We start from the raw sequence: 26,541 nt of genomic DNA on the forward strand, positions 1-26,541 counted from the left end.
CGAGCCGTATCTATCGCTTCATCTGCTGCCCAGCCAAAGCTGTGGCTACGGCTGGCCGCATTACCAAAGTCTGACTCGACTGTCAGGTACTTTATCATTACATCCGCAACACGCTGGTCTACCGGCGTAGTGGCTGAATAATCAAAATAGATGGGTAAATTCAAATCGCTCACGTTATATTTATCTCTAGTTAAATTGTTGTTTAATATCTACAAGTGCTTCAATAAACTGAAACACATCGTCACTTGTATTCTGTTCACCAAAACTCACGCGTATTGCGCCTTTGGCTATTTCAGGTTTTACCGACATTGCCAGTAAAACATGACTGGGCTCAGTGCTTCCACTATCGCAGGCCGAACCACTCGAAACTGCAAAGCCTTTTCTTTCTAACAGCATTAATAGCGCTTCACCATCAATGCCATTCACTGAAAACATAACCGTGTTAGGTAAACGCGGTGCTTCCAGTGAAAAAACGACAATTCCCTGTAGTTCTTTTAATCGATCTATTAATTGCACCTGAAGCTCAGACACATGAGATTTTCGTTGCTGAATCTTTTTTGATGCCAGCTCAGCTGCAGCGCCGAACCCTACAATCGATAACAGGTTTTCGGTACCACTTCTTTTGTTCTTTTCCTGTCCACCACCCACAATCAAAGGCTGTAGATCAACATGGCTTTTAACAACCAAAGCGCCTGAACCTTGCGGTCCATATAACTTATGAGATGACAAACTCATTAAGTCCAGTTTGAGTGCTGCAAAATCAAGCGGCATTTTACCCGCAATCTGGCATGCATCGCTATGAAAAACCACATTATTTATCGAGGTTTTTACTGTATCAACTAAAGTTGATAAATCCTGTAAAACACCGGTTTCATTATTTGCCGCCATTATTGATACCATTTGGGTGGTATCACCTAATTGTTTCTGTAATTCTGTAACGGATATAACACCCTGTGTATCGACAGGTATCATATCCATTTGCCAGCCCTGCTCTGCCATTAATGCAGATGGAGCTATTAGAGACGCATGCTCAATTGCACTTACCGCAAACCTGGATATAGATCGATTTGCTAATACACCCCTGATTGCCAGATTATTTGCTTCTGTTCCGCCAGAAGTAAAAATAACCTCTTTTGGCTGTGCGCCTACAAGGTTTGCAACCTGCATTCTTGCCTGCTCTAATGCATCACGGGTTAAACGACCAAAACGATGCACACTGGACGGGTTACCATATAAACCAGTCATATAAGGCATCATTGCCTCTACCACCTCGGAATCAAGAGGTGTGGTTGCATTATGATCCAGATATACAGGCATTCAGCTACTTAGGATTCGACTACAATAGAACCAATTGGACTTCCATCAGTTCCGGTAACCTGCCCTTCCTGACGTTTTACTACATCAACAACATCATTACGTGACTTCATTTCAGCCAGAGTAATACCATTTAAAAAACCATGTATTTCCTGACTAAGTTCCATCCATAAGTCATGTGTTAAGCATTGATAACTATCGTTACTACAGGTTCCTTCTCCACCACAACTGGTTGCATCATAACTCTCATCAACGGCTACGATAATTTGTGCCATGGAGATATCTTCCTCATCACGAGCAAGCGAATACCCACCACCCGGGCCACGAGTACTGCTCACGACATTATTACGACGTAAGCGAGAAAAAAGCTGTTCTAGATAGGAGAGAGAGATTCCCTGACGTTGTGAGATGTCAGCGAGAGACACAGGCCCCTGCTCCTGGTGAAAAGCAAGGTCTAATACAGCGGTAACCGCATAGCGGCCTTTAGTGGTCAGTCTCATTACTTAATCTCTTGCATGAGTTCATCCTGATAAATTCAGGAGTCATAAACGAGGCGCAAGTATACTCAAACCCGAGTATTTTAGTCAAGTATTAAGATTCCCCCTAAGTAGTTAAAATTTAAGGGTTTTCAGTTGTATCTTTTGCAGTATTTTGATCTGCATCAATTTCCGATAAATCTACTTCATGGTGGCTGGACTCAGTTTGAATCTCAAGATCACCCAGTTTTGGAATTTGAATATCATCCAGTTCAGCATCCATTGCTTTAAGCGCCTTGCACATACGCTCCATTTTTTCATCCATCACATGAATATGATCTAACATGCAATTGATAGCGGTCGCCACCGGATCAGGTGCATCCTGCGCAACACCATAAGCATCAAAGCCCATTTTCTCAGCCGTCTTTGCTCTCTGATCATTTTTATCAAGCGTTGCTTTCTCAATGACTCGCCCAGGCACGCCCACTACCGTTGCCCCCTGAGGTACATCTTTAGTCACCACGGCATTAGAACCTACGCGGCCACCTGTTTTGATAGTAATAGGCCCAAGCACTTTTGCCCCGGCACCTATAACAACATTATTTTCAAGCGTAGGATGTCTCTTGCCCTTACTCCACGTTGTGCCACCTAAAGTAACACCATGATAAAGCGTAACGTCATCGCCTATTTCAGCAGTTTCACCTATCACGATGCCAGTACCATGATCGATAAAGAAACGCCGGCCGATTTTTGCACCCGGGTGAATCTCAATACCGGTATACCAGCGAACAATATTAGACAAAACACGTGCTAGCCACTTGAGGTCGCTTTTATATAAGGCATGTGAAAAACGGTGAAAAATGAGCGCATGAACACCTGGGTAGGTGGTAATAATCTCAAAAAATGTACGTGCGGCCGGATCACGATCAAATACGCTGTTTACATCTTCTTTAAGGTCTTTTAGAAATGAAGACAAGATAATCTCAATATTAGTTAATTCTGATGTCTATAGTTTGAAAGAAAATCACCAATGCGGTCAAGTGCCATCTGCAATTTTTCTATATTTTGAGTATAAGCAAAACGTACATACCGGTTTGCCTGATGCTCACCAAAATCAATTCCGGGGGTTATTGCAACATGAGACTGATGTAATAAATCATTACAAAACTTAAAACTGTCATGCGTAAATTTTGAAACATCTGCATAAATATAAAATGCACCACCCGGTTTAACATTTATTTTAAAACCCATGCTTATCAAACCGGCCAGTAAGAATTCTCGGCGTTTATTTAATTCATCTCGCTGAGCATCTAGACACTTTAAAGTTTCTTCATTAAATGCAGATAAAGCCGCATATTGTGAAACTGTTGGAGGAGATAAAAACAGGTTTTGCGCAAGACGATCTACGGGTTCAATAAAGGCATCTGGAACAACTAACCAGCCTAGTCGCCATCCCGTCATTGTGAAAAATTTTGAAAAGCTGTTAATCACAAAAACATCTGAGCTCAATTCAGCAGCAGAAAAATCCATCTGGTCATACACCAGCCCCTGATAAATTTCATCAACCAGTAAAAATCCTTTTTTCTTTTTAACAAGATTAATTATTTTCTGCATCTCATCACGACCAATCAAAGTCCCGGTCGGATTTGAAGGTGAAGCTAAAAGAACAGCCGCCGTATTATCCTGCCAGTTAGTTTCAATTAACTGATGTGTTAACTGATAACGCGTATCCGCATCAACGGGAATAGTCTGGGCACAGGCATCTAACAAACGTACAAAATGTCGATTGCAGGGATAACCCGGATCAGCCATTAACACATTTTGACCTGAATTTATCAGCACAGATAAAGCAAGCTGCAATGCACCTGATGCACCGGGAGTAATGATAATGTTATCGGGTTTTACCGTAGCGTTTAAACGCTGTCGGTAATATTCAGAGATTTTTGACTTCAACTCTGGAAGCCCAGTGGCGGCAGTATATTTTGTATAACCAGATTCAATTGCCTGAATAGCCGCATTATTTATAATCTGCGATGTAGGGAAATCAGGCTCACCTACCTCAAGATGAATAACATCATGCCCCTGTGTTTCAAGTTTTTTTGCCTGAGCCAGTAAATCCATAACATAAAATGGACTGATACCCTGCATGCGACTGGCAATTTGATCGTCTTTCATTTGTAATACATTTACTCGAATAGCGGTTAAAACTAAATTATGATTAATCCATCTGTATATAGTGTATTCTTCAAATATTATTATTTGGTTAAATCGCTTCAGACAAAACGTACTAAACAGTTTTTAAGAAACAATTAAGCTAACTAACAGATAACTCAGGGCATTAATAAATATATATGAAATTACTTTTTAAAATCACACTATTTTTTACGCTTGCCATATCCGGCACCGCTTTCGCTTTTCCACAATCAAACCCGGTACCCGGTGGCATTGTACTGTTACCACTGGATAATAACCATATTGCCAGTACAGCTAGATTCAATAAACGAAAATTAGCGGTCGTAAGTGATGATAAAGCAAAATACCTTTTAATTGGACTGTCTCTAAACACCAAACCAGGTAAACATTATATTGAAATTCGCAATAATCAGGGCAAAACTGAAAAGCTTGGCTTCGATGTTAAATCAAAAACTTATAAAGCTCAGTATTTAACGATCAAAAACAAACGTAAGGTCAATCCATATGAAAAAGATATGGAACGCATTTTGAGTGAGAAAAAACGTAAAGCAAAAGCAAAGAAAATATGGACGACTGATCCGACAAAAGCTGATTTCACCGTTCCGGTTGATGGTCGAATTTCAAGTATCTTTGGTTTAAGACGCTTTTTTAATGAACAGGCGCGACGCCCACACTCAGGTCTTGATATAGCTGCACCACAGGGTACCCCCATAAAAGCGGTAGAATCCGGCACCATTATTGAATCCGGTGATTTTTTCTTTAGTGGCAATATGGTTTATCTGGATCATGGCCAGGGTCTGATTAGCCTGTATGCTCACATGCATACCATTACAGTCAAACCGGGTGATAAGATTGAAAAAGGCCAAATCATTGGCACCGTTGGTGAAACCGGACGGGTCACAGGCCCTCATTTACACCTGGCGATCATTGCAAATCGAACAACAGTCGATCCATTACAATTTCTGCCACAACTCTCTGAAAAAGCGGCTGAATATTACAAATCGGAATAAATTGAGCACTAATTTGTAAAAAAAGCTTAAAGAACTTGCTTAATGTCTCAAATTATTGATAATTGTGCCGCATTATTTATCACGTTTTATCGCTGAGAAGAGCTTAATGGCAAAAGAAGAAGCATTACAAATGGACGGCACGGTTTTAGAAACCCTGCCAAATACTATGTTCCGTGTAGAACTTGAAAATGGTCATGTTGTGACAGCCCATATTTCAGGCCGTATGCGTAAGCATTACATTCGCATAATGACAGGCGATAAGGTAACAGTCGAAATGACACCTTACGATCTTGAAAAAGGCCGTATCGTTTATCGCGAAAAGTAAGTTATTCAAATTCCCATTAAAAAAGGCCGTGTATTACACGGCCTTTTTTATTTCCTGAAATAATGATTAAACAGGATTTAACTCTCTACAGTCTCCTTTTCCTGAACCTCAACCTGTAAATCATCGCTTTCTGCATTCAAACTAACCTTAACGTCTCCGCCTTTCGCCAGTTTTCCAAATAAAAGCTCATCTGCAAGCACGCGTTTTAAGTGCTCCTGAATGACACGCGCCATTGGTCTCGCACCCATTTTAGGGTCATAACCTTTCTTAGCTAACCAGTTACGCGCTTTATTATCAACATGCATAGATACTTTCTTCTGCTCAAGTTGATGCTCGAGTTGAATAATAAATTTATCCACAACATTGCTAATCGTACGTTCATCCAGCGGTTTGAACTGAATAATGCCATCAAGGCGATTTCGGAATTCAGGCGTAAACATACGCTTTAACTCTTCCATACCATCAGTCGCGTTATCCTGCTCATGGAAACCCATTGAGCGACGACTAATCATCTGCGCCCCTGCATTGGTTGTCATAATCAGAATGACATTACGGAAATCCGTCTTACGGCCGTTTGTATCGGTAAGCGTACCGTGATCCATAACCTGTAATAACAGATTAAATACATCCGGATGTGCCTTCTCAATCTCATCGAGCAGTAATACAGAATGAGGGTGCTTATTGATAGAATCAGTCAATAAACCGCCCTGATCAAAACCCACATATCCCGGTGGAGCGCCTATCAATCGTGAAACAGTATGGCGTTCCATGTATTCAGACATATCAAAACGTATAAACTCAATGCCCATCACTTTGGCGAGCTGCTTGGTTACTTCCGTCTTACCCACCCCGGTTGGGCCTGCAAACAGAAATGAACCAACGGGCTGATCCGGATTACCCAAACCTGAGCGTGACATTTTTATCGCATTAGACATATTGTCGATGGCTTCATCCTGACCAAATACAACCAGTTTCAGGTTACGTTTAAGATTCTTCAATACCGTCGTATCTGAAGAAGAAACGGTTTTAGCCGGGATACGTGCCAGTTTAGCGATAATATTTTCAATATCATTAACATTGATGTTTTTAGACTTACCATCTTTGTTATTCATATTACGATGAGCACCCGCTTCATCAATCACATCGATAGCTTTATCAGGCAGGAAACGATCCATCATATAACGACTGGATAATTCAACAGCTGATTTGAGTGCATTCAGGCTATATTTAACATTATGGTGTTCTTCATAATGTGGTTTCAGGCCACGTAATATTTCAACGGTTTCCGAGATGCTTGGTTCATCTACATCTATCTTCTGGAAACGTCGCGTTAATGCATGATCTTTTTCAAAAATACCTCTGAACTCCTGATAGGTCGTAGAACCGATACACTTAAGTTCACCTGATGCTAACATCGGCTTAATCAGATTAGAGGCATCCATTACACCACCGGATGCAGAACCAGCACCAATAATGGTATGAATTTCATCAATAAAGAGTATTGCACCAGGATCATCTGAAAGCTGCTTTAACACCCCTTTCAGACGCTTTTCAAAATCACCCCGATATTTGGTACCTGCGACCAGTGCACCCAGATCGAGGGAGTAGATAGTTGAACCATTTAGAATATCTGGCACTTCATCGTCAACCACCTTTTTAGCCAGACCTTCAGCCAGAGCGGTTTTACCCACACCGGCTTCACCGACTAGTAACGGATTATTTTTACGACGACGACATAAAATCTGTACCATGCGCTCAACTTCACTCTCACGACCGATTAATGGGTCGATCTTGTTCTGCATGGCTTTTATATTGAGATTAACCGCATATTTGTCTAATGGCTGATTTTCAGTATCACCCATATCATCAACAGATGAGTCTATATCTGCCGGACCATCATCTTCTTCTGATATTTTTGAAATACCATGGGAAACATAATTAACTATATCCAGTCGATTTACATCCTGCTGATGTAATAGATAAATTGCCTGTGATTCCTGTTCACCATAAATGGCAACAAGTACATTAGCACCGGTAACTTCTTTCTTACCTGATGATTGAACATGAAATACCGCACGTTGAAGTACACGCTGAAAACCTAAAGTTGGCTGAACTTCACCAATCTGATCTTCATGAAATACGGGGGTATTTTCATCCAGATACTGGGAGAGATCGCCTTTTAGGCGTAATAGATCGGCACCACAGGCTTTCAATACAGAATTTGCACTGCTGTTATCCAGCAGAGCCAGTAATAAATGCTCTACCGTAATATATTCATGCCGCTTATTGCGTGCTTCATTAAACGCGACGTTTAGTGAAGCCTCTAGCTCCTTACTCAACATAACATCGCCTCATTAGTTATGAGTGGAGAACCAACGTCGTGGCTCAGCCACTTTTATCAATTAATAACCTGATTACTCAGTAGCAGATCAAGCTTCTTCCATCGTACACATCAGCGGATGCTGGTGCTGTCTGGAGTAGTCATTAACCTGCTCTACCTTGGTTTCTGCTATCTGGTAGTTAAATTCACCGCAAACTGCTTCGCCCTTGGTGTGCACCAGTAACATGATCTGCGTTGCTTCTTCCTGGTTCATTTTGAAAAATTTACTCAGGATCTGCACCACAAATTCCATTGGCGTGTAATCATCATTTAATAATACGACCTTGTATTTCTTAGGAGGTTTCAATTTAGGTTTGGCTTCTTCAACCGCCAGACCGTCATTTAGATCCCAGTCAGATTCATGATCACTCATGCCATACTCTCATTGTAGTTCAAGCTTTTAGGGTTTTCCGAAAATAGCTGTATTTTAAACACGCAGTGTTTTTTCAACACATGGATATACCCTATAATCAGGTAATATGAGTATTTTACACGAAAATAATAACAATTAGACACACCATTTTTATGATCATTAAGATAATTAAAGAAAAAAAGTCTTACCAATCGTCTGAACGGGTGATTTAAACTACTCTTAACTCAGGCTATAGTATAAAGTTCCGCGGCTATGTAAATCTGGCTTTGACTAACAACGGCATAAATCGAACTTTACATTATAAAAATGAACATAAAACACCTCAAATTAAACATACTTTTACTGCTTCTTATAAATAGCATGCAGGTAAATTTGTACGCTGATACATATGATTCTTCAGCTTCTGTATTCAGATTTCAGAAAGAGATGGCAAAACGCGGCAATGCGGAATCACAGTTTAAATTAGGCCTGATGTATGAAACCGGATCAGGTATAAAAAAGAGCCCAGTGCTTGCCATTATCTGGTATAAAAAAGCAGAATTTCAAAACTATAAACCCGCTAGTAATCGTTTAACTTATCTTGAAATCAAAGAAAATGGCTTTAGAGAAAAACACGAAGAATGGTTAAAAAAACTTAAAACTGATGCTCGATTTCACGAAGGTGAAGCCTTGTTCTTACTGGGTCAAATGTATTCAGAAGGCACAGGGGTAAATAAAAGTCTGACCCGTTCTTTGAAACTTTTACGAAAAGCCGCAGGCGGAAACATACCTGGATCAGATACTGAAATTGCGCGTGTTGAAGCAGAATTAGCTCAGTTACAGGATCAATACCTGACTGAAGAAGAAAAGCAAAATATCGTACCCATTGTTATATTACCGGTTAAAAAAGCAGTTACAACACCCCCTGTTGCTACCCCGACAAAAATAACACCCACTGTCGCAAAAACAACAAAAACAGGTAATATAAAAACGACTAAATCGCCTGCAAAAAAACCAGTACAAAAAACAAAAACAGTTAAAAAAGAAACAAAAGCAAAAAATCAACAGGCAAAACTTGTTACGGAAAAATCAAAACCCGTTATTAAAACCGCCCCCCCTAAAGCTGAAGTAAAAGATGAGGATCATCCAATGGACATGATTTGTGGTGGTCGTAATCGTTTTAGCAGAGGTTGCCGCTAAATTTAAAGAATACGATTAACTTTTCCATTTAAACACTCCCCCTCCTTCTTTTTTCTACCTATCTGAACATTAATAAGCTCACAACTGCCTAATTAGTAAACCATACATTTCTAATCATCACTTTCTGTTCTATACTTCGTTATTCAGATAAACGGTTTAAACAAGGGTTTTAATCATGGCAGATAAGTACAGCTTAACCAATTCAGCTACCGGTGACTGTGTAAACCTGGACTTAGTTTCGGGTACAGATGGCCCTTCAGCGCTCGACATAACTGCACTATATAAAGAAAAAGGTTTATTAGCATTTGACCCGGGCTTTGTATCTACCGCCAGCTGTACAAGCTCAATCACCTACATAGATGGTGAAAAAGGTATTTTACGTTACCGTGGATATCCAATTGAGCAACTTGCCGCTAAAAGTAATTTTCTGGAAGTTGCGCATTTGTTGTTGTATGGAGAATTACCAACAGCAACTGAACTGGTCGATTTTGAAAGCATCATCATGCACCACACAATGATTCGTGAAACAATGCGAACGTTTTTTGATGGATTCCATTATAACGCTCACCCTATGGCAATCATGATCGGTGTAACCGGTTCTATGTCTGCGTTTTATCATGACTCACTCGATATACATAACCCCCGTCATCGTGAAATTTCTGCTCACCGAATGATCGCTAAAATTCCAACTATCGCTGCTGCCTGTTACAAACATAATGTGGGCGAACCGTTTATATATCCTAGAAATGATCTAGATTATTGTGGTAATTTTCTACACATGATGTTCGCTACCCCCTGCGAAGAATACGTACCGAACAAAACAGCTATTGAAGCCATGAATCTGTTATTTATCTTACATGCAGACCATGAACAAAATGCCAGTACCTCAACGGTTCGCTTAGCCGGTAGTTCTGGAGCAAACCCGTTTGCCTGCATTGCATCAGGTATTGCATCACTGTGGGGGCCTGCTCATGGCGGTGCAAATGAAGCTGTTTTGAAAATGCTTGAAGAAATTGGTGATGTATCAAACATACCTAAATATATAGCCAAAGCAAAAGATAAAAATGACCCGTTCCGTTTAATGGGATTCGGTCATCGCGTTTATCGTAACTTTGATCCACGCGCTACACTGATACGTGAAATGTGCCATAAAGTTCTCGCTGAAATCTCCGATAAAGATAACCCATTGCTACAACTTGCGGGTGAACTGGAAGAAGTTGCTTTGAAAGATGAATATTTCATTGAAAGAAAACTCTATCCAAACGTTGATTACTATTCAGGCATTATTTATAGAGCGTTAAATATTCCCGCCAATATGTTTACGGTTATGTTCTCAATCGCGAGAACAGTTGGATGGGTCGCACACTGGAGTGAAATGATATCTGATCCATCACAACGAATTGGAAGACCTCGTCAGATATATGTTGGCGCTAAACAAAGAGATTATGTGCCAATAGACAAGCGTTAAACGTCACTATAAAACCTCAGAGCACAAACTAAAAAGCATCAATATCCGATTGAATATTGATGCTTTTTTAATTCAGATTAATTTAAATTAATAATGAAATGCGTACTGAATACTTTCGTATTAGTTAATTTTTATTTACACGCACCTTCATCATAACTAATAACATTTTCATTTGAACATGCAGTGCAGGCATTAGAAAACGTTTTGTGATTACCATCCGATTCAAAACCACATACCGGAGTATAATCACGTGTACAAACCTGAGATCTGGGTGATTCACATTGCGTTAATTTCTTATCAACTACATCTTTCTCCGGTGACATAGCACAGGACAATGATGTAACAGATACAAAAACCATAAGAATAGCGCTCAGAACATTATTATTTATTTGACGAAATTTAATCATATTTTTTATCGATTCACTCCAGTAGAGAATTCCAGGATGGCCGGTTTTAATTCTGTATTTAGCGTTTTACTTACCTGAGTCATTAAACGGCTTTCAGCATCATTGCGCTGTAATGCAGAGACTTTCAAAGGCCATTGTTTACGGCCACGAATACGACCATTCGCTTCTACCAGCTTCACACTTAACTTACCTCTTAACCAGTACCAGTTCTGTCTGAAGCCAAGGTCTTGAACATCTAAATTTGCAACCAGCGTGAAATCTGAAGCGCCGTTTCCAGCTGGAAAACCCGCATTTCCCATGGCCGATTTAAGTAACTGATTTAACTTACCAATGGGATCAGTATCAACATCTGTACCAATTTTAAGCGATTGCAATTTGTTTTCTAACTTGCCATTAAGATCAGCAATATTCCATTTTGCAGGCGACCCTTTACCCCGGGTATCAATAACTTTAAGCATATTTTGCAATGTTTGACGCTCATATTGTAGAGCAACTGCTTTTTCAAGAGCAGACAATGAGAACAATATATCGTTCTGAGAATTACTGCGATTTAGCATGGCCTCTGTTTCACTATCAATCCGAGACATTTCACTTTTTATATTATTACCGGCATGTGCACGATCTAATACGGCAAGTGAATGATAGGTGAATACGGTGGTATCTTTCCATGTTTCTGCGATACGTGCGCCGCGTATAATGCTATCTGTGCGCACCTGAATTTGCTGAGCTACATGTTGTTTCTTTGTATAATCTTCCGCGCCATTTTTAACTGAAACATGGGTATCAGATTTAGTCGTCGAAGATTCTTTAATATGTGTTTCGAAAATTTTACTTAGATTACCGAGTGCTCTATTTTTTGCCAGTTCAGCATTTGAAGCTGAGCCGGTCGCTGTCATGTACTGGTTGTTTGGATAGAATCCGGCATCCCCTTCAACCCAGTCTGGTTTAGGATCAGCTAAAAGCGGACTTGAAATAAAAAACAGACCTGTAAGAAGGCCCGCAATAAATTTACTTTTATTTTTCATGTATTAATAATTCCATTATTCAACATTTGGGTGGGTTCATTGTACTGACAGAACCCACCCATGTGAAGACTAGGTTGCTGGTGTTGCAGCTGGAGCTGCCGCCTGACCACCTACTGGCTGCATTGGAACCGCTTTAGGCTCTGGTGCAGTCCAACGTTTGCTGACTACAGATTTAGCACCTGCCTTGATGCTCACATTACGTGTAATCGTATCAACTACCGCACCCGTTGGGCCAACCACTTCAATCAGGACTTTATGTTTACCCTGTGGAAGGAAAACACGTGCAAGTTTAAATTCCTGCGGTAAAGTATTCCAGCATCGAGTATCCGCAATTTCAGTACCCTGATTAACTGCCATCATTGCAAGCTGACCAAGGAAACCACCCTGATTTCCCGCTTCTTCTTCGGCTTTCTTCTTGATAACCGCACGCGCAATTGCACGAGTAGTAATAATCGGCATATCTTCAGCCAATGCCGCTCTTGCCAGTCCGTCAATATTAGAAACAATTTCTAATGGATAATATTTACCATCAATATTCAAACGCACTTTATTTAAAACAACTGGTGGATTGGGGTAATCAGGAACAGCCACTTTAATATTTAAAGCCAGTGCTGAAGAAAATGTCTGAAACACTTTCTCTTCACGTTGAGGCGCCAGACCATTACCAAACACAACCACTAACTCACCCTTACCTTTAGTTTTTGGTGCTTTGTATTTAGATAGACCAAACTGTTTCTTATAGTCTTTATACTCACCCCATAACTTCATTCTTGCCAGCATTCTTAACAGGTCATGCTTAAGTGTTTTAGGTACATTTAAACCATGTTTTTCTTTAGTATTACGATATGCATCAACTGCTTTTCTGTAAGAAACGGTAGCTGTATCTTCTTCGCCTAACATTTCAAACATAATGCCTGAGAAATAACGCATGAATGGTGTTTCATCTTTTGGCTCTCCCCACTCATCCATTTTAACCTGAGACTGAAGCAGCTCTACACGTGATGAATCAATATCACCCATAGATAAATAGTTAGCCGCCATATACAGATGAACTAGAACCTGCTCAAATTTGTAACCCTGAAAATCAATACTTTCATCATTGGTTACAGCAGCACCCGCCTGTTGTGAAATAGACGTTGTATATAATTCTGATATCTTTTCTTTAGCTAATTCAAAAGCCTCATTACTGCCTTTATAATCTTTGTTTAAACGTCGTAACAAACCGACATTCATGTTTTCCATTACACCTTCAACTTCACTTGCCAGATGTTTTTCCGCTTCGATTAAAGCAAGATCATTTCGGTTTAACTCCATCATCTGACGCATACCGCGTGTTTTATCAGCTGATGTTGCACAACCCTGTAATGTTAGAATAGCCAGGGCAGCCAGCACAGCTCCCATACGACCGAGTAGACGAATACTCATTATGGTTTACCTCTTAACGTAGTTTATATATGCAGGTTTAATACCTGTTTTTATGACTTACTTATTATTTTATTACGTTCATAATCTAACTGAACGTCAGGTCGTCCCTGACCCTTTATATCTTTTAATCCTGTTATAAATATAGCGGGTTTATTTAGAAACCAAAGCTACTTTTCTCAACAGTTTTCTTGATTTTCTTCTGACCAACCCAGACTTTACGGTTGCTTTCTAGATCAATCAACGTCAAATCAACCTGATAGAAACGCGCCTGTGAGCCACTTGCTGCATCTACGATAGTATTGATTGTGCCTTTCAGCATAAAATCAGCGCCGGCTTCATTACCCATTGCTTTACGTGTGCTCTCACTTGCATTTAAATCCTGATCACGACGTTCTGAACGAATTTCATCACGCTCTGAAGCAGATGCCACAAATTCAACTTCACCAGAGTTAATTAACTCTTTTTCCAGATCGCGAATAAACGTACGAGTATTTATATGTTCATGGCTCAGGTTACGAACAGTACCCACAATAACAGTTGGCGGCTTGCCCTTGGCACGATTGAACTTGGTTAACCAACGACGTGTTAGAACATCGTCAATCATTTCACGAGAAACCAGTCGTGAGTCCGTGTCATTCCACTTACCACTTAAATCGGTAACTGCATTTGTATCAACACGGCTAACTTTTTTGTTACAACCCGCTGTAAAGGCCAATAAAGCACTTAATGCCACTACAGAAATGACTCGGCCCAGTTTTAAAGACTGCATATTTACTCTCCATTAATTGTATATTTTTTATGAGTTAATCTTTGTATAGATCAATTAGAAGTCTTTGCAGAGTGTAGGTCATGAAATGGAAAAGCGTTAAGAAACAATCCAATTTACCTCAAAAATTGCTAAGAGGTAGCAATCAGTTTGTTATCTAAGCGAACAGATCAATAACTTACAACATACATGTCGGACAACTGATTTTTATAAAGTGATGTATTTATACCACTATTTATCACTAAAAACAGTCTTTTAGGTGTAAAAATTATGTTATCTTGCCGATCATGAAATCTGTTGACACAATTTTACACGCCCGCTGGATTTTACCGGTTACAGAATCAGACCCGTTATTACACGATCATTGCATCATTATTGATGACGGACGTATCACGGACATTCTGCCCAGTTCAGAAAGCACAAATTTATATACCGCCCAGATTGAGAAAACCTACAATCAGCATTTACTCATGCCGGGCTTAATTAACGCGCACACACATAGCCCCATGAGTTTGTTCCGTGGCATAGCAGACGATCTGCCACTTGAAGACTGGTTAAACAATCATATCTGGCCGGCTGAAGCAAAATGGGTGAGTGATGAATTTGTACATGATGGCACCCAGTTAGCCATTGCAGAAATGATCCGCTCCGGCACCACCTGCTTTAATGACATGTATTTTTTTCCAGAAGTCACCGCACGACTTGCACGTGACATTGGCATACGTGCCTGCATTGGATTAATTGCTGTCGAATTCCCCAGCGCCTGGGCCAGTAATGCAGATGAATATATAGACAAAGGTCTGGAACTACGCGATCACTTTCGCAGTGACAGTTTAATTCACACTCCCTTTGCACCCCATGCTCCCTTTACAGTTTCAGATGCACCTTTAAGTCGTATACGTGTGCTTGCAGATGAAATGGATTTACCCATTCATATACATGTTCATGAAACTGCCGATGAAATTGAACAGTCGATTAAACAACATGGTAAACGCCCTTTAGAAAGACTTAATGAACTTGGTCTGGTATCACCCAATTTAATGGCTGTACATTTAACTCAGGTAACAGACGAAGAAATCACATTACTCGCCGAATCCAGCAGCCATGTAGTGCACTGCCCAGAATCTAATTTAAAACTGGCCAGCGGATTCTGCCCAGTTAAAAAACTCATGGATGCGGGCATTAATGTCGCACTTGGCACAGATGGCAGCGCCAGCAACAATGATTTAAATATGCTGGGAGAAATGCATACAGCCAGTTTACTCGCTAAAGGCGTTAGCGGAGATGCAACTGCCCTCACCGCGATGCAAACCATTCGCATGGCAACCATAAATGGTGCAAAAGCACTTGGCCTGGATCAAGACACAGGAAGCCTTGAAGCTGGAAAATACGCAGATATAACCGCTATCGATTTTTCAGCCCTTGAAATGAACCCGATATACGATCCGGTTGCTAACCTGGTTTATAGCGCTGGCCGTGAACAGGTAACCGATGTATGGGTTGCGGGTCGTCATTTATTAAAAGATAAAGAACTCACGACTCTGGATGAACAGGATATAATGAACAAATGCAGGAAATGGAATGAAGTCATTTCCACATTTGAGAATGAAGAATAAATTGTAACCTTGTCGGTATGACACAGGATTAAGTCTGTTTACTTTGTAGGTGTTCCTTCAGGTGCACAATATAGTTGCTATGAAATCAGCTGGCTAATGTGCACCTGAAGGTGCACCTACATAAAAATGCAACGAATTATAGAAACCTTCATTCTAAGCAAAGTCGAAGAATGAAAGATTTAAGTTATCAACAATAAGATGAATTTTAAAGTATGACCACACTCAACGTAGATCCAGCCGAAATAGCTAAATTTGAAGAACTCGCCAGCCGCTGGTGGGATCGTCAGGGCGAATTCAAACCCCTGCATGAAATTAACCCTCTGCGTTTACACTATATAGATGAACGTGTTCAGTTAAATGGTAAACGTGTTCTTGATGTTGGCTGCGGCGGCGGAATTCTGTCTGAAAGCATGGCTCAGCTGGGTGCCGATGTTAGCGCGATTGATATGGGCAAAGCCCCGCTTTCTGTTGCTAAATTACACGCTATGGAAAGTGATGTTGAAGTTAACTACCAGCAAATTACAGTAGAAGAACTGGCCGAGCAACAGCCCCATTCATTCGATGCGGTTACCTGCATGGAAATGCTCGAACATGTGCCCAACCCGGCTTCAGTTATTAAAGCCTGCCAGATGTTAGTTAAACCCGGCGGTTCGGTTTTTTTCTCAACCATTAATCGTAACCCCAAGGCTTACCTGTTTGCCATTGTTGGTGCAGAGTACTTATTAAAAATGCTGCCCACTGGCACACATGAATATGCTAAATTTATCAAACCATCCGAGTTAGATGAATGGTCACGCGAATCAGACCTGCAGTTAAAAAACATTACCGGCATGACATATAATCCTGTTACCAGTCACTACAAGCTGGGTAAGGATGTTGATGTAAATTACATGACACATTATCTATCACCTGCTGAATAAACTTCATATGAGTAAAATAAATACGGTCCTGTTTGATCTGGACGGCACCTTAATTGATACCGCACCAGATATGGCTAATGCACTTAATATCCTGCTTGAAGAAGAAGGTTTTGATATTTTGAGCTTTGCCCATATTCGCCCAGTTGTTTCAGATGGCAGTGCTGCGCTGGTTCAACTGGGTTTTCCGCAGTTAGAAGATGAATCAACAATTGATCGACTCAAAAAACGCTATCTGGAAATTTACGAAAATAAACTGTGTGTTCATTCGGTTTTATTTCCCGGCATGAAAAAACTCATTGAACACATAGAAGACCAGGAAATGCGCTGGGGCGTTGTCACCAATAAACCCGGCTGGTTAACCGATCCATTAATGGAACAGATAGGTTTAGCCGAACGCGCTGCCTGTATTATCAGTGGTGATAGCACTAAAAATCGTAAACCACATCCTGAGCCCATGTATCTTGCCTGCAAACAGGCTAATAGCCGCCCTGAAAACTGCATTTATATCGGTGATGCTCAAAGAGACATACAGGCTGGTGTTAATGCGGGCATGCAAACTGTCATTGCTAATTACGGTTATATTGGCAACTGGGAAAGCACAAATGAATGGGGCGCTGATTTTAGCGTCGATAAAGCAGATGAAATTATTGATCTGTTATAAATAGCTGTCTATTTAGTAAAAAGTTACTTGTATATTTCACCACTTCACCGCATTATTCGCAAAGTTGCAGTTGTCACATTTTTGTAACAACTTTGTAACCAAATAAACACATAATACGCGACTCTTAAATCAACCTGAATAAACGCTGATCGGCGAGGTAACTCTTTTGGAATTTAAAGATATTAAACGCATAGACAATGCGAATTTAAAGGGACGTGGTGAATCATTGCGTCTGGGTCTGTCAATGGTATTTATCGTTGGCATTATGCTGGTAACAGGCTCCACAGTTATTGGCATTGAAAACGGTTTCTTATTAGTAGCCGCTGCGATGATTGGTGGCTATATGGCAATGAACATCGGTGCAAACGATGTTGCCAACAATGTGGGGCCCGCGGTTGGCTCACGCGCACTGACCTTAACCGGTGCCATTGTTATTGCTGCAATATTCGAAGCAGCCGGTGCACTCATTGCCGGTGGTGACGTTGTCAGCACCATCAAAAAAGGCATTATCGATCCAAAGATGATTGCTGATTCCAGCACCTTTATTTATCTAATGATGGCAGCACTCCTGTCCGGTGCATTATGGCTTAATCTGGCAACAGCGGTTGGTGCGCCCGTTTCAACAACTCACTCTATAGTCGGTGGTGTACTCGGCGCAGGTATAGCAGCCGGCGGTTTCGCCATTGCTGACTGGGGTAAAATGAGTCAGATAGCCGCCAGCTGGATAATTTCTCCCGTGTTAGGTGGTTTAATAGCGGCCGGTTTCCTCTATACCATCAAGCGAACCATTACTTACAAAGCAGAGATGACCGAAGCCGCAAAAAAAGTTGTGCCTATCCTTGTCTCGATTATGGCCTGGGCATTTGCAACTTACCTTATCCTTAAAGGCATAAAGAAACTGATAAAAGTAGATTTTCTATCAGCAGCCGGCATCGGCATTGCAATTGCAATCGCGGTTTTCTTTATTGTAAAACCACTCATTGCAAATGCTGCAAACAGTATTTCGAATGATAAATCGGGTGTTAATAGACTCTTCACCATTCCATTAATTTTTGCCGCGGCATTACTCAGTTTTGCACACGGTGCAAACGATGTAGCAAATGCAGTTGGCCCGTTAGCGGCAATCAATGATGCCATTATGCAGGGTGGTGTTTCCACAAAAGCATCCATCCCAACCTGGGTAATGATGATTGGTGCAGTCGGTATTGCATTAGGTCTGGCTTTATACGGCCCGAAACTAATCAAAACCGTCGGTACAGAAATTACCGAGTTAGACCAGATGCGTGCATTCAGCATAGCCATGGCCGCTTCTATCACAGTAATTATCGCCAGCCAGTTAGGGTTACCCGTCAGCTCAACCCACATAGCAGTCGGTGGTGTATTCGGTGTCGGTTTCCTACGTGAATACCTTAAAACCAGCTACTCAACCATGGTAGAAGAAATTAAAACCCACCATGACGAGCAGGACGAAGAAGCAATAGAAGCTTTCCTGAATGACTTCAAAAAAGCGCCTTTAGAAGAAAAGAGCAATATGCTCAAAAAGCTAAAGAAGCACTCAGCAACAGCCGAGTTATCCAAGAAAGAGCGCAAACAGTTACGTAAAGTGTACAAACACGAACTGGTTAAACGTTCACAGTTAATCAAAATAGCCGCAGCATGGGTTATTACTGTGCCTGCCACAGGTTTGATGGCAGCAATGATTTACTTCATGATTCGAGGTGTAATGCTTCCTTAAGCGAAGTCGTAAGTCTTTAGTCGTAAGTCTTTAGTCGTAAGTCTTAAGCGGGCTCTCCTTTGGAGAGCCCGCTTTTTTTTGTCATCCTGAACATTAGTGAAGGATCTTAAACCCGTAAAATCAGTCAACTTCATGAAGTCAGATCCTCCCACTTTGATCAGAATGTCAGCAATTTTATATCTGTTTTTACCTGTGACTTTGCCTTTGATTTTGCTTGTTGACTAACGACTAAAGACTTCTGACTTACGACTAATATTTCAAACATTGATCACGATTTAACCACAACATATAGTGCCCTCTCCAATCAGGACACACAAGGACATACCGTTCATCTGTAAATCACTACTTTTCAGAATTGACTAATATCAAGCGCATAACCAGCCACATCAAGCTATGCCAGAGTTTATACATAATTACCCACAACTTATCCCCATCTCTATGATAATTCATTACTTGAAACCACAACATGTTGTGTTATTTTATACGAAAGACCACTACATAAGCATAATGAATGGCTAATACAGATTTCAGAGCGCTGGCCTGAAAAAGACCATTTAGAGCTTGTGTTACACGATTAAAGACCACGTTTAAAGTTACATATAATAATAAGGATAAATGAATGAGCGCACCGCAATTGCAGGCTGTCCCAAACAATATCAATGAAGTCCCCTTTCAGGAAGCATCTCTGGATATCTGGGATACTAAATATCGCCTGAAAACAAAAGAAGGCGAAGCGGTAGATAACGATATAGATGAAACCTATGCACGCGTTGCGAAAGCACTATCCGATGTAGAAACCACAGACGAATTAAAGAAAGAATGGCATGAGAAATTTCTCTGGGCACTGCGCCACGGCGCCATTCCTGCTGGCCGTATTATTTCTAATGCGGGTGCTCAGGAGCACAAGCCAGCCACATCAACAATCAATTGCACTGTATCGGGCATTATCACCGATTCAATGGACGGCATTCTTGAAAAAGTACACGAAGCGGGCTTAACCCTTAAAGCCGGCTGCGGCATTGGTTATGAGTACTCTACCCTGCGCCCTAAAGGCGGTTATGTTTCAGGTGCAGGCGCATATACCTCTGGCCCGCTGTCATTTATGGATATCTACGACAAGATGTGTTTCACCGTATCATCGGCTGGTGGTCGTCGTGGCGCACAAATGGCAACCTTCGATGTAGGTCACCCCGATGTATTTGATTTCATTAAAGCGAAACGTGAAGACGGTCGTTTACGTCAGTTTAACCTGTCACTGTTAATCACAACTGACTTCGTAGAAGCGGTTAAAAATGACAGTGAATGGCCACTGGCTTTCCCGGTTACGGGCAAAGAATGTGCACAGGAAGGCATGGACCTGACTGATGCAAAAGAATTTATCTGGCGTGAATGGCCGGTTAAAGGTGACTACGTTACAAACGACACGGGTTTAACTGCCTGCAAAATTACCCGCGTCGTGCCTGCACGTCGTTTATGGGACAGCATCATGGCCTCTACGTACGATTATGCAGAGCCCGGTTTTATTCTTATCGACAAGGTAAACGAATTTAACAACAACTGGTTCTGCGAAAACATCCGTGCAACCAACCCATGTGGTGAGCAGCCATTACCTCCTTATGGTAGTTGCCTGTTAGGTTCGGTTAACCTCACACGTTTTGTAAAAGACCCGTTCACTAAAAAAGCTAAATTCGACTGGGAAGGTTATAACGAAACCATCAGCATCTTTACCCGCATGTTAGATAATGTAGTTGAAATTAATGGCCTGCCATTACCTCAGCAACGCGCAGAAATTGAAAGCAAACGTCGTCACGGCATGGGTTATTTAGGTTTAGGTTCTACCCTGACTATGATGGGCGTTAAATACGGTTCTGATGAATCGTTAGAATTTACCGAAAAAGTAACTAAAGAAATGGCCATGCAAGGCTGGCGCACCGGTTTACAACTGGCAATGGAAAAAGGCCCGGCACCTATTATGGAAGAAGACTTTGAAGTCACGCCAGCTATGCTTTACAAACGCCCTGAAATGATTGACGACGGTTACAAAGCCGGTGACACCGTAAAAGGCAAAGTACTGCACGCAAAATACAGCCGTTACATGCAGAAAGTTGGTAAAGAAAACGCAGAGTTAACTGATGCAATGGCAGAACACGGTTGTCGTTTCACACACCACAGTTCAATTGCACCGACTGGCACAATCTCATTATCACTGGCTAACAATTCAAGTAATGGTATCGAGCCCAGCTTTGCACACCACTACGCACGTAACGTAATACGTGAAGGTAAAAAGACCAAAGAGAAAGTAGATGTTTTCTCATTCGAGTTATTGGCATACCGCGCAATGGTTAACCCTAACGCAATGCCATTTAGCGAAAACGAAGATGAGCAATTACCCGATTACTTTATCTCTTCAGACCAGGTAACTCCTAAGCAACACGTAGACATTCAGGCGGCTGCACAGAAATGGATAGATTCATCTATTTCAAAAACTGCCAATGTGCCAACAGACTACCCGTTCGAAGACTTTAAAAACATCTACGAATACGCATACGATATGGAGCTTAAAGGCTGCACCACTTTCCGCTTTAACCCTGAAGTATTCCAGGGCGTACTGGTTAAAGAGTCAGACCTTGAAAACACAACTTACCAGTTCACACTGGATGATGGCTCAACCGTAGAGTTAAAAGGTAATGAAGAAATAGATTACGACGGAGAAATACATACCGCCGCGAATTTATTCGATGCACTGAAAGAAGGTTACTACGGTAAGTTTTAATTAAATTACCGTCGCTTCTGCAAAAGCAGTAGCTCACCTTTTCGTTATCCCTGCGCAGGCAGGGATCCAGTGACTTTAAAACCAAACCGTATATATAAAGAATATAAAACATGAACACTGCAAAACAGGACAAGCCAATGGCCACAAAAATCGACAAAAAAATAGTCGCATTCAAAGTTGTCAAAGAAGATGAAGAAGTAGCAGAAGTTGCTCCAGTAGCACCCACTGCACCCGAACGCGAAACCATGCATGAAAATGTAGAACGCCCAGAAATGCTACTAGGTTCAACTTACAAAGTTAAAACGCCACTATCAGAACACGCACTTTATATAACTATAAATGACGTGATTCTAAATCAGGGCACAGACCACGAAGCACGCCAGCCTTACGAAATATTCATAAACTCGAAAAGCATGGACCAGTTTCAATGGGTAGTTGCACTAACGCGAGTTATCTCCGCGGTATTTAGAAAAGGCGGCGATGTCTGCTTCCTGGTAGAAGAACTAAAAGCGGTATTCGACCCACAGGGCGGATACTTCAAAAAAGGCGGAAAGTTCATGCCTTCATTAGTTGCTGAAATTGGTGAATCAATAGAATCACACATGAAAATGATCGGCATGATAAAAGACGATGCCATCAGTGAACACCAGCAACAGATAATGGACGAAAAACGCGCTGCCTACGAGCAGAAACACAGCACAGCAGAACAAAGCTGTGATGACGATACCAGCAACAGCTTCCCCGCTGGCGCACAGTTATGCAAAAAATGTAGCACCAAAGCCACCATCTTAATGGACGGTTGCATGACCTGCCTCAACTGCGGCGACAGCAAATGCGGATAACAACGAAGCCGGTTTAAACACCGGCTTTTTCTTTTTAGAACAATAAAAAATTAACTTATATTTGTCATCCTCAGCGAAGCCGAAGGATCTTATGTAGTGAGCAAATATACATAGATAGAGAGAAAATTACCAAAACCCAGTGACATAAGTTACATAAAAAACCCGGGAATAAATATACAATAACCCAAAAAAAAATGAACGAAAACAAAAATACAAACTGCTCACAAATACCAACCAGAGGTGAAAACCAACCACCCCTCTGCGCCCCCGCACCCCTGCAACAAAGCGCTTACAAAACACAAAAACACGAACAAAAAACCTGCCCCCACTGCAACACCAACTTCGAATGCAAATCAGGTGATATAGTAAACTGTCAGTGCGAAAGCGTAATGTTAAAACAGGAACACAGAGATTACATATCCAGCCAGTACGACGACTGTTTATGCGCTCACTGCATGCGAATAATGCGCAGTGAATACAATGTAGAAAAATTTAACTCTCAAATGCAGCAGTTAACACTAGGTAAATAAGAGATGACCCGAAGCGCTTCTTAGAAAGCGCAACAATACGCAACAGGGAGACGAGGACATGGAAGTTAGAAAAAAACCTACCGCACCTCACACAATATAATGATATATTTTCACAAAAATCATTTATTAAATATCAATGAATTGATGACTAAACATGTATTTATATATCAATAATGACGTGTTATAACATGTCGTTTTTAATAGCTAATATATGTTAGGCAATAAAATGGATAAACAAAAATTAGCGAGAAAAATTGTCACTTTGTCAGCTGGTGGCGCTACATTATGGGCTTGCATTCAAATCATTTTATTCGTTGGTGTTGAGAAGAAATCATTCATTCAAATGTTCGCTGATATTATTGGAGGCGGTACAATTGGTGCCACGATAGGTATACTTTTCTTTATTGTTTTTGGGGCAATTGGCTGGGTTTCAGGCGCACTTTACGGTGCCTTGGGGGTCCTCTCCCTAATGCTTGGTGGTGCATTAGGTGGTCTTGGTTTGGGCTCACTTATACACATAGCAAGAAACCCCAATCATTATAGTTTCAATGTACCTGTTATTCTTGTCGGAGCCTTAATCACTTACATGATTTATAAATGGGTCACGTCAAAAATGGACAAGCTATACGATGAACATGGACCTTCTCTCATCAACTGGTTTATGAAAAAACTAGAAAAGTAACAAAACCTTACAAAGTAGCTTAAGTAAATGCCAATAATTGGGGTCAGAGCACAATTGTTTCTAAATTAGAATATATTTATCTCTAAGGTCTTTTAATTTTTATATAGAAAGTATAATTTTGATATGAATGATATTAAACAAAAAATTGCATTATTTATAGATGCTGATAATGCACCTGCTGGAAAGTTCGAAGATGTACTAAGTGAAGTCGCAAAGTATGGCGTAGTAACAATTCGTAAAGCTTACGGCAATTGGAAATCACCTACGTTAAAGACATAGATTAAAGGGGTCGGTGACAACTGAGAATCATTAGTAAATGTCACCGCCCCCTTTGATACAGTGACTAAATAAACAAACACAAAAAAGGCACTATACCGGAATTTTGTTACGCTACGCTTCACAAAACCCTGTAAGACTAAGACGCTATAATTTTTAAAATACTTAATATATAATTTTTTATATTAATCGTGGAATCCAAACATGAATAAAATAACACTAACTACAGCAATACTCTTAATACTAATGAGTTTTAGTATAAAAGCAGAAACAGATGCACAAATTAAGGCCAAATTAAAAGCATTTAATACATTTTACGTAAAAATAATGATTGCAGAAATCATTGATTCAAAATGAATTTTTTAAATGAAATCGATCATGCAATACTAGATAAAATGAAAGAAACACTCGATAAACAGAAAGGCTTATATGGGTGGATGAGTAGCAAGGAATATATCATTAATCGATATATATCAATTCATACATCATTTAACGAATTTTATGATACAGCCGTTGAAACATCAGAACAATATTCATGTAACAAAAAATCTGACATATTTGTGAATGATATTTCTATTAAAACAGCTAAACTATTACGAACATGGGGCGTCCCTCTCTATTGATCTTAAACGGTTTATTTTAAATGATAACTACTGAAGGCCAGTTATCAAAAAACTAGGATCAAATTCCAGTTTTTTTGACTTTAACTAAACCGAATTTTATAAACTATCGTTACCATTAGGAGAATAATTTTGAAAAAATATACAGTATTTTTATTTTTAACTTTACTAGTAGGATGCTCGATGGAAACCATGAGAGGTTTCAATGACATGTCTGCACAGCATGTGGCTTATGCCGGGAATTTTAAAATATTAGGGTTTGCGGGCACTACAACTGGTAATTACACAAGTCAAAATAGAGTCACAATAAGAAATGAAAGCAATCAATACTGTTTAGTAAAAGTTCGATGGCTGGCATATCCTTCAACAACAAGTATTAAACGCTTTGGTCCACATGATGGATTCACCTGGAATAGAAGCAACACAGGTGTAGAGTTAGATTCTGTATGTGATAATGATAAAAGCGTCTTTAATGAAACCATATAAACAAGAATAAATGGGGTCAGAGCACAATTATTGCTAATATTAGAATGAGTGTGTGCTCTGGCACCATTCAGATCACAGTTTTTATAAATTAAGAGAACAAAACATGACACAACACGAAGAAGCAGAAGCAGCATTTGAAAAAATAATAAATAATGGTCGAACACTATCAATTAAGAAAACTGCAAAGACTTACTGGGCTGCATATAATTCAGATAAAGAAATCCCTGATTCAGTCGGGACTGACTTTGAAAAAGCAATAAGCAGTATTCCTATTGACTATAGAAGCCCAACCGTCAAACCATTAGAAGAATTGAATAACTGTAAAAAGAATAACGACAGTATTTCTTCCTGTTATTTAACGCTAGCAATTAGTCTTGTTGATAGAATTGTAAAACAAGCATGATAAATAATCGGAATAAATAGGGTCAGTGCACAATTGTTTGTAATATTAAAATATTGATCTCTCACCCCGATTAATTATGTTTTATCTTGGGGAATGACATGTCAGCGAAGACGGTTAGTGAAAAGGCAGCTAATACAGCATCCCCTCGCCAATGGGTTAGATTAGTTCTGGCGCATCTCCTTATTCCGCTGATTTTACTGATATGCGGTGGGGACCTCGGCTGGTGGCAGGCATGGCTCTATTCCCTACTGATCTTAACCGCTGGTATAGGGGCGCGCATGTGGGCCGAACAGCGACATCCCGATATAACGGCTGAAAGACAAAATAAAGAAAGTTTTCATAACGCAAAGGCCTGGGACAAAGTACTTGCTCCACTGATGGCGGTGAGTGTCGTGTTTCCTATGGTCATTGTGACAGGTCTAGACCATCGCTATAACTGGTCCCCCGAATTTCCTCTATGGCTCAGTATGGACACTGATTCCTGCGGTGGTAGCATCAATCATCACGGTGATTAGAACCGTACTTGAAGACCAGACTTTACAGGAAGAGTTGCCGGGCTATCGAGACTATGCACAACGCGTACACTATCGGTTGATCCCTGGGGTATACTGAGAGACCTAGGTGGAGGGTATACAGAAATAAATGGGGGCAGAGTC

Annotated in this window: 26 protein-coding genes and 2 pseudogenes; 17 read left to right on the forward strand and 11 right to left on the reverse strand. The window is 40.6% G+C overall.

What is annotated here, in order from left to right; genetic code table 11:
- The 5 genes from DIZ80_16555 to DIZ80_16575 form a co-directional block, all read right to left on the reverse strand.
- Positions 1 to 164 (reverse strand): IscS subfamily cysteine desulfurase (locus tag DIZ80_16555; protein ID RDH80813.1); only part of this gene is annotated, 164 nt, incomplete at its 3' end.
- Between the two features lie 22 nt (positions 165 to 186).
- Entirely contained in the window at positions 187 to 1,317 is a 1,131-nt protein-coding gene (locus DIZ80_16560; GenBank protein RDH80644.1) for a cysteine desulfurase, read from the reverse strand.
- A gap of 8 nt (positions 1,318 to 1,325) precedes the next feature.
- Complete coding sequence (locus DIZ80_16565; protein RDH80645.1) at positions 1,326 to 1,814, reverse strand: Fe-S cluster assembly transcriptional regulator IscR; 489 nt, start codon at positions 1,812 to 1,814, stop codon at positions 1,326 to 1,328.
- Between the two features lie 118 nt (positions 1,815 to 1,932).
- Positions 1,933 to 2,766: a serine O-acetyltransferase gene (gene cysE, locus DIZ80_16570; GenBank protein RDH80646.1), complete on the reverse strand. Its 834-nt coding sequence runs from the start codon at positions 2,764 to 2,766 to the stop codon at positions 1,933 to 1,935.
- 17 nt (positions 2,767 to 2,783) lie between these two features.
- Entirely contained in the window at positions 2,784 to 3,965 is a 1,182-nt protein-coding gene (locus DIZ80_16575) for a pyridoxal phosphate-dependent aminotransferase (GenBank protein RDH80647.1), read from the reverse strand.
- Positions 3,966 to 4,141: 176 nt separating this feature from the next.
- Here DIZ80_16575 and DIZ80_16580 point away from each other — a divergent pair, with 176 nt between their 5' ends.
- Positions 4,142 to 4,993: a peptidase M23 gene (locus tag DIZ80_16580; GenBank protein ID RDH80648.1), complete on the forward strand. Its 852-nt coding sequence runs from the start codon at positions 4,142 to 4,144 to the stop codon at positions 4,991 to 4,993.
- 106 nt (positions 4,994 to 5,099) lie between these two features.
- Positions 5,100 to 5,318: a translation initiation factor IF-1 gene (locus DIZ80_16585; protein ID RDH80649.1), complete on the forward strand. Its 219-nt coding sequence runs from the start codon at positions 5,100 to 5,102 to the stop codon at positions 5,316 to 5,318.
- A 77-nt stretch (positions 5,319 to 5,395) separates the two neighbouring features.
- On the opposite strand, the gene clpA is transcribed toward DIZ80_16585, so the two are convergent.
- Positions 5,396 to 7,660, reverse strand: a complete 2,265-nt coding sequence (gene clpA, locus DIZ80_16590) for an ATP-dependent Clp protease ATP-binding subunit ClpA (GenBank protein ID RDH80650.1) — start codon at positions 7,658 to 7,660, stop codon at positions 5,396 to 5,398.
- 87 nt (positions 7,661 to 7,747) lie between these two features.
- Positions 7,748 to 8,071 (reverse strand): ATP-dependent Clp protease adapter ClpS, encoded by a 324-nt coding sequence (locus DIZ80_16595; protein RDH80651.1) that lies wholly within the window; start codon positions 8,069 to 8,071, stop codon positions 7,748 to 7,750.
- A gap of 306 nt (positions 8,072 to 8,377) precedes the next feature.
- Here DIZ80_16595 and DIZ80_16600 point away from each other — a divergent pair, with 306 nt between their 5' ends.
- Together DIZ80_16600 and gltA are read left to right on the forward strand one after the other, a co-directional pair.
- Positions 8,378 to 9,250 (forward strand): hypothetical protein, encoded by an 873-nt coding sequence (locus tag DIZ80_16600; GenBank protein ID RDH80652.1) that lies wholly within the window; start codon positions 8,378 to 8,380, stop codon positions 9,248 to 9,250.
- Positions 9,251 to 9,425: 175 nt separating this feature from the next.
- A complete protein-coding gene (gene gltA / locus DIZ80_16605; GenBank protein RDH80653.1) occupies positions 9,426 to 10,718 on the forward strand; it encodes a citrate (Si)-synthase in 1,293 nt (430 codons plus the stop codon).
- Positions 10,719 to 10,849: 131 nt separating this feature from the next.
- On the opposite strand, the gene DIZ80_16610 is transcribed toward gltA, so the two are convergent.
- The 4 genes from DIZ80_16610 to DIZ80_16625 form a co-directional block, all read right to left on the reverse strand.
- Positions 10,850 to 11,125 carry a hypothetical protein gene (locus DIZ80_16610; GenBank protein ID RDH80654.1) on the reverse strand — a complete coding sequence of 92 codons (276 nt, stop codon included), beginning with the start codon at positions 11,123 to 11,125 and terminating at the stop codon, positions 10,850 to 10,852.
- 5 nt (positions 11,126 to 11,130) lie between these two features.
- A complete protein-coding gene (locus DIZ80_16615; GenBank protein RDH80655.1) occupies positions 11,131 to 12,150 on the reverse strand; it encodes a hypothetical protein in 1,020 nt (339 codons plus the stop codon).
- A 69-nt stretch (positions 12,151 to 12,219) separates the two neighbouring features.
- Positions 12,220 to 13,575 (reverse strand): hypothetical protein, encoded by a 1,356-nt coding sequence (locus DIZ80_16620; protein RDH80656.1) that lies wholly within the window; start codon positions 13,573 to 13,575, stop codon positions 12,220 to 12,222.
- A gap of 154 nt (positions 13,576 to 13,729) precedes the next feature.
- Complete coding sequence (locus DIZ80_16625; GenBank protein RDH80814.1) at positions 13,730 to 14,329, reverse strand: penicillin-binding protein activator LpoB; 600 nt, start codon at positions 14,327 to 14,329, stop codon at positions 13,730 to 13,732.
- A gap of 299 nt (positions 14,330 to 14,628) precedes the next feature.
- Between DIZ80_16625 and DIZ80_16630 the strand changes: the two genes are divergently transcribed.
- From DIZ80_16630 to DIZ80_16690, 13 genes and pseudogenes are all read left to right on the forward strand, one after another.
- Positions 14,629 to 15,957 carry a TRZ/ATZ family hydrolase gene (locus DIZ80_16630; GenBank protein ID RDH80657.1) on the forward strand — a complete coding sequence of 443 codons (1,329 nt, stop codon included), beginning with the start codon at positions 14,629 to 14,631 and terminating at the stop codon, positions 15,955 to 15,957.
- Positions 15,958 to 16,169: 212 nt separating this feature from the next.
- On the forward strand, positions 16,170 to 16,877 hold the full coding sequence (locus DIZ80_16635) for a bifunctional 3-demethylubiquinol 3-O-methyltransferase/2-polyprenyl-6-hydroxyphenol methylase (protein ID RDH80658.1): 708 nt from the start codon (positions 16,170 to 16,172) through the stop codon (positions 16,875 to 16,877).
- 7 nt (positions 16,878 to 16,884) lie between these two features.
- Positions 16,885 to 17,538 (forward strand): phosphoglycolate phosphatase, encoded by a 654-nt coding sequence (locus DIZ80_16640; GenBank protein RDH80659.1) that lies wholly within the window; start codon positions 16,885 to 16,887, stop codon positions 17,536 to 17,538.
- A gap of 166 nt (positions 17,539 to 17,704) precedes the next feature.
- Positions 17,705 to 19,273 (forward strand): inorganic phosphate transporter, encoded by a 1,569-nt coding sequence (locus DIZ80_16645; GenBank protein ID RDH80660.1) that lies wholly within the window; start codon positions 17,705 to 17,707, stop codon positions 19,271 to 19,273.
- Positions 19,274 to 19,892: 619 nt separating this feature from the next.
- The gene (locus DIZ80_16650; GenBank protein ID RDH80661.1) at positions 19,893 to 22,046 is read left to right on the forward strand and encodes an adenosylcobalamin-dependent ribonucleoside-diphosphate reductase; all 2,154 of its coding nucleotides are present in this window, start codon (positions 19,893 to 19,895) and stop codon (positions 22,044 to 22,046) included.
- Positions 22,047 to 22,183: 137 nt separating this feature from the next.
- The gene (locus tag DIZ80_16655) at positions 22,184 to 22,888 is read left to right on the forward strand and encodes an NrdJb (protein RDH80815.1); all 705 of its coding nucleotides are present in this window, start codon (positions 22,184 to 22,186) and stop codon (positions 22,886 to 22,888) included.
- Positions 22,889 to 23,082: 194 nt separating this feature from the next.
- A complete protein-coding gene (locus DIZ80_16660; GenBank protein RDH80662.1) occupies positions 23,083 to 23,418 on the forward strand; it encodes a hypothetical protein in 336 nt (111 codons plus the stop codon).
- A gap of 226 nt (positions 23,419 to 23,644) precedes the next feature.
- Positions 23,645 to 24,100, forward strand: a complete 456-nt coding sequence (locus DIZ80_16665) for a hypothetical protein (GenBank protein RDH80663.1) — start codon at positions 23,645 to 23,647, stop codon at positions 24,098 to 24,100.
- A gap of 123 nt (positions 24,101 to 24,223) precedes the next feature.
- Positions 24,224 to 24,373: pseudogene (locus DIZ80_16670) on the forward strand (hypothetical protein).
- Positions 24,374 to 24,729: 356 nt separating this feature from the next.
- A complete protein-coding gene (locus tag DIZ80_16675) occupies positions 24,730 to 24,999 on the forward strand; it encodes a hypothetical protein (protein RDH80664.1) in 270 nt (89 codons plus the stop codon).
- Positions 25,000 to 25,179: 180 nt separating this feature from the next.
- Positions 25,180 to 25,482, forward strand: coding sequence for a hypothetical protein (locus DIZ80_16680; GenBank protein RDH80665.1), 303 nt, complete (start codon positions 25,180 to 25,182; stop codon positions 25,480 to 25,482).
- Between the two features lie 103 nt (positions 25,483 to 25,585).
- Positions 25,586 to 25,885 (forward strand): hypothetical protein, encoded by a 300-nt coding sequence (locus DIZ80_16685; GenBank protein ID RDH80666.1) that lies wholly within the window; start codon positions 25,586 to 25,588, stop codon positions 25,883 to 25,885.
- Positions 25,886 to 25,983: 98 nt separating this feature from the next.
- Positions 25,984 to 26,497 (forward strand): annotated as a pseudogene (locus DIZ80_16690) (isoprenylcysteine carboxyl methyltransferase).
- Positions 26,498 to 26,541 lie beyond the last annotated feature (44 nt).

Origin of the sequence: endosymbiont of Galathealinum brachiosum (genome assembly GCA_003349885.1) — a bacterium.
Classification (GTDB): domain Bacteria; phylum Pseudomonadota; class Gammaproteobacteria; order SZUA-229; family SZUA-229; genus SZUA-229.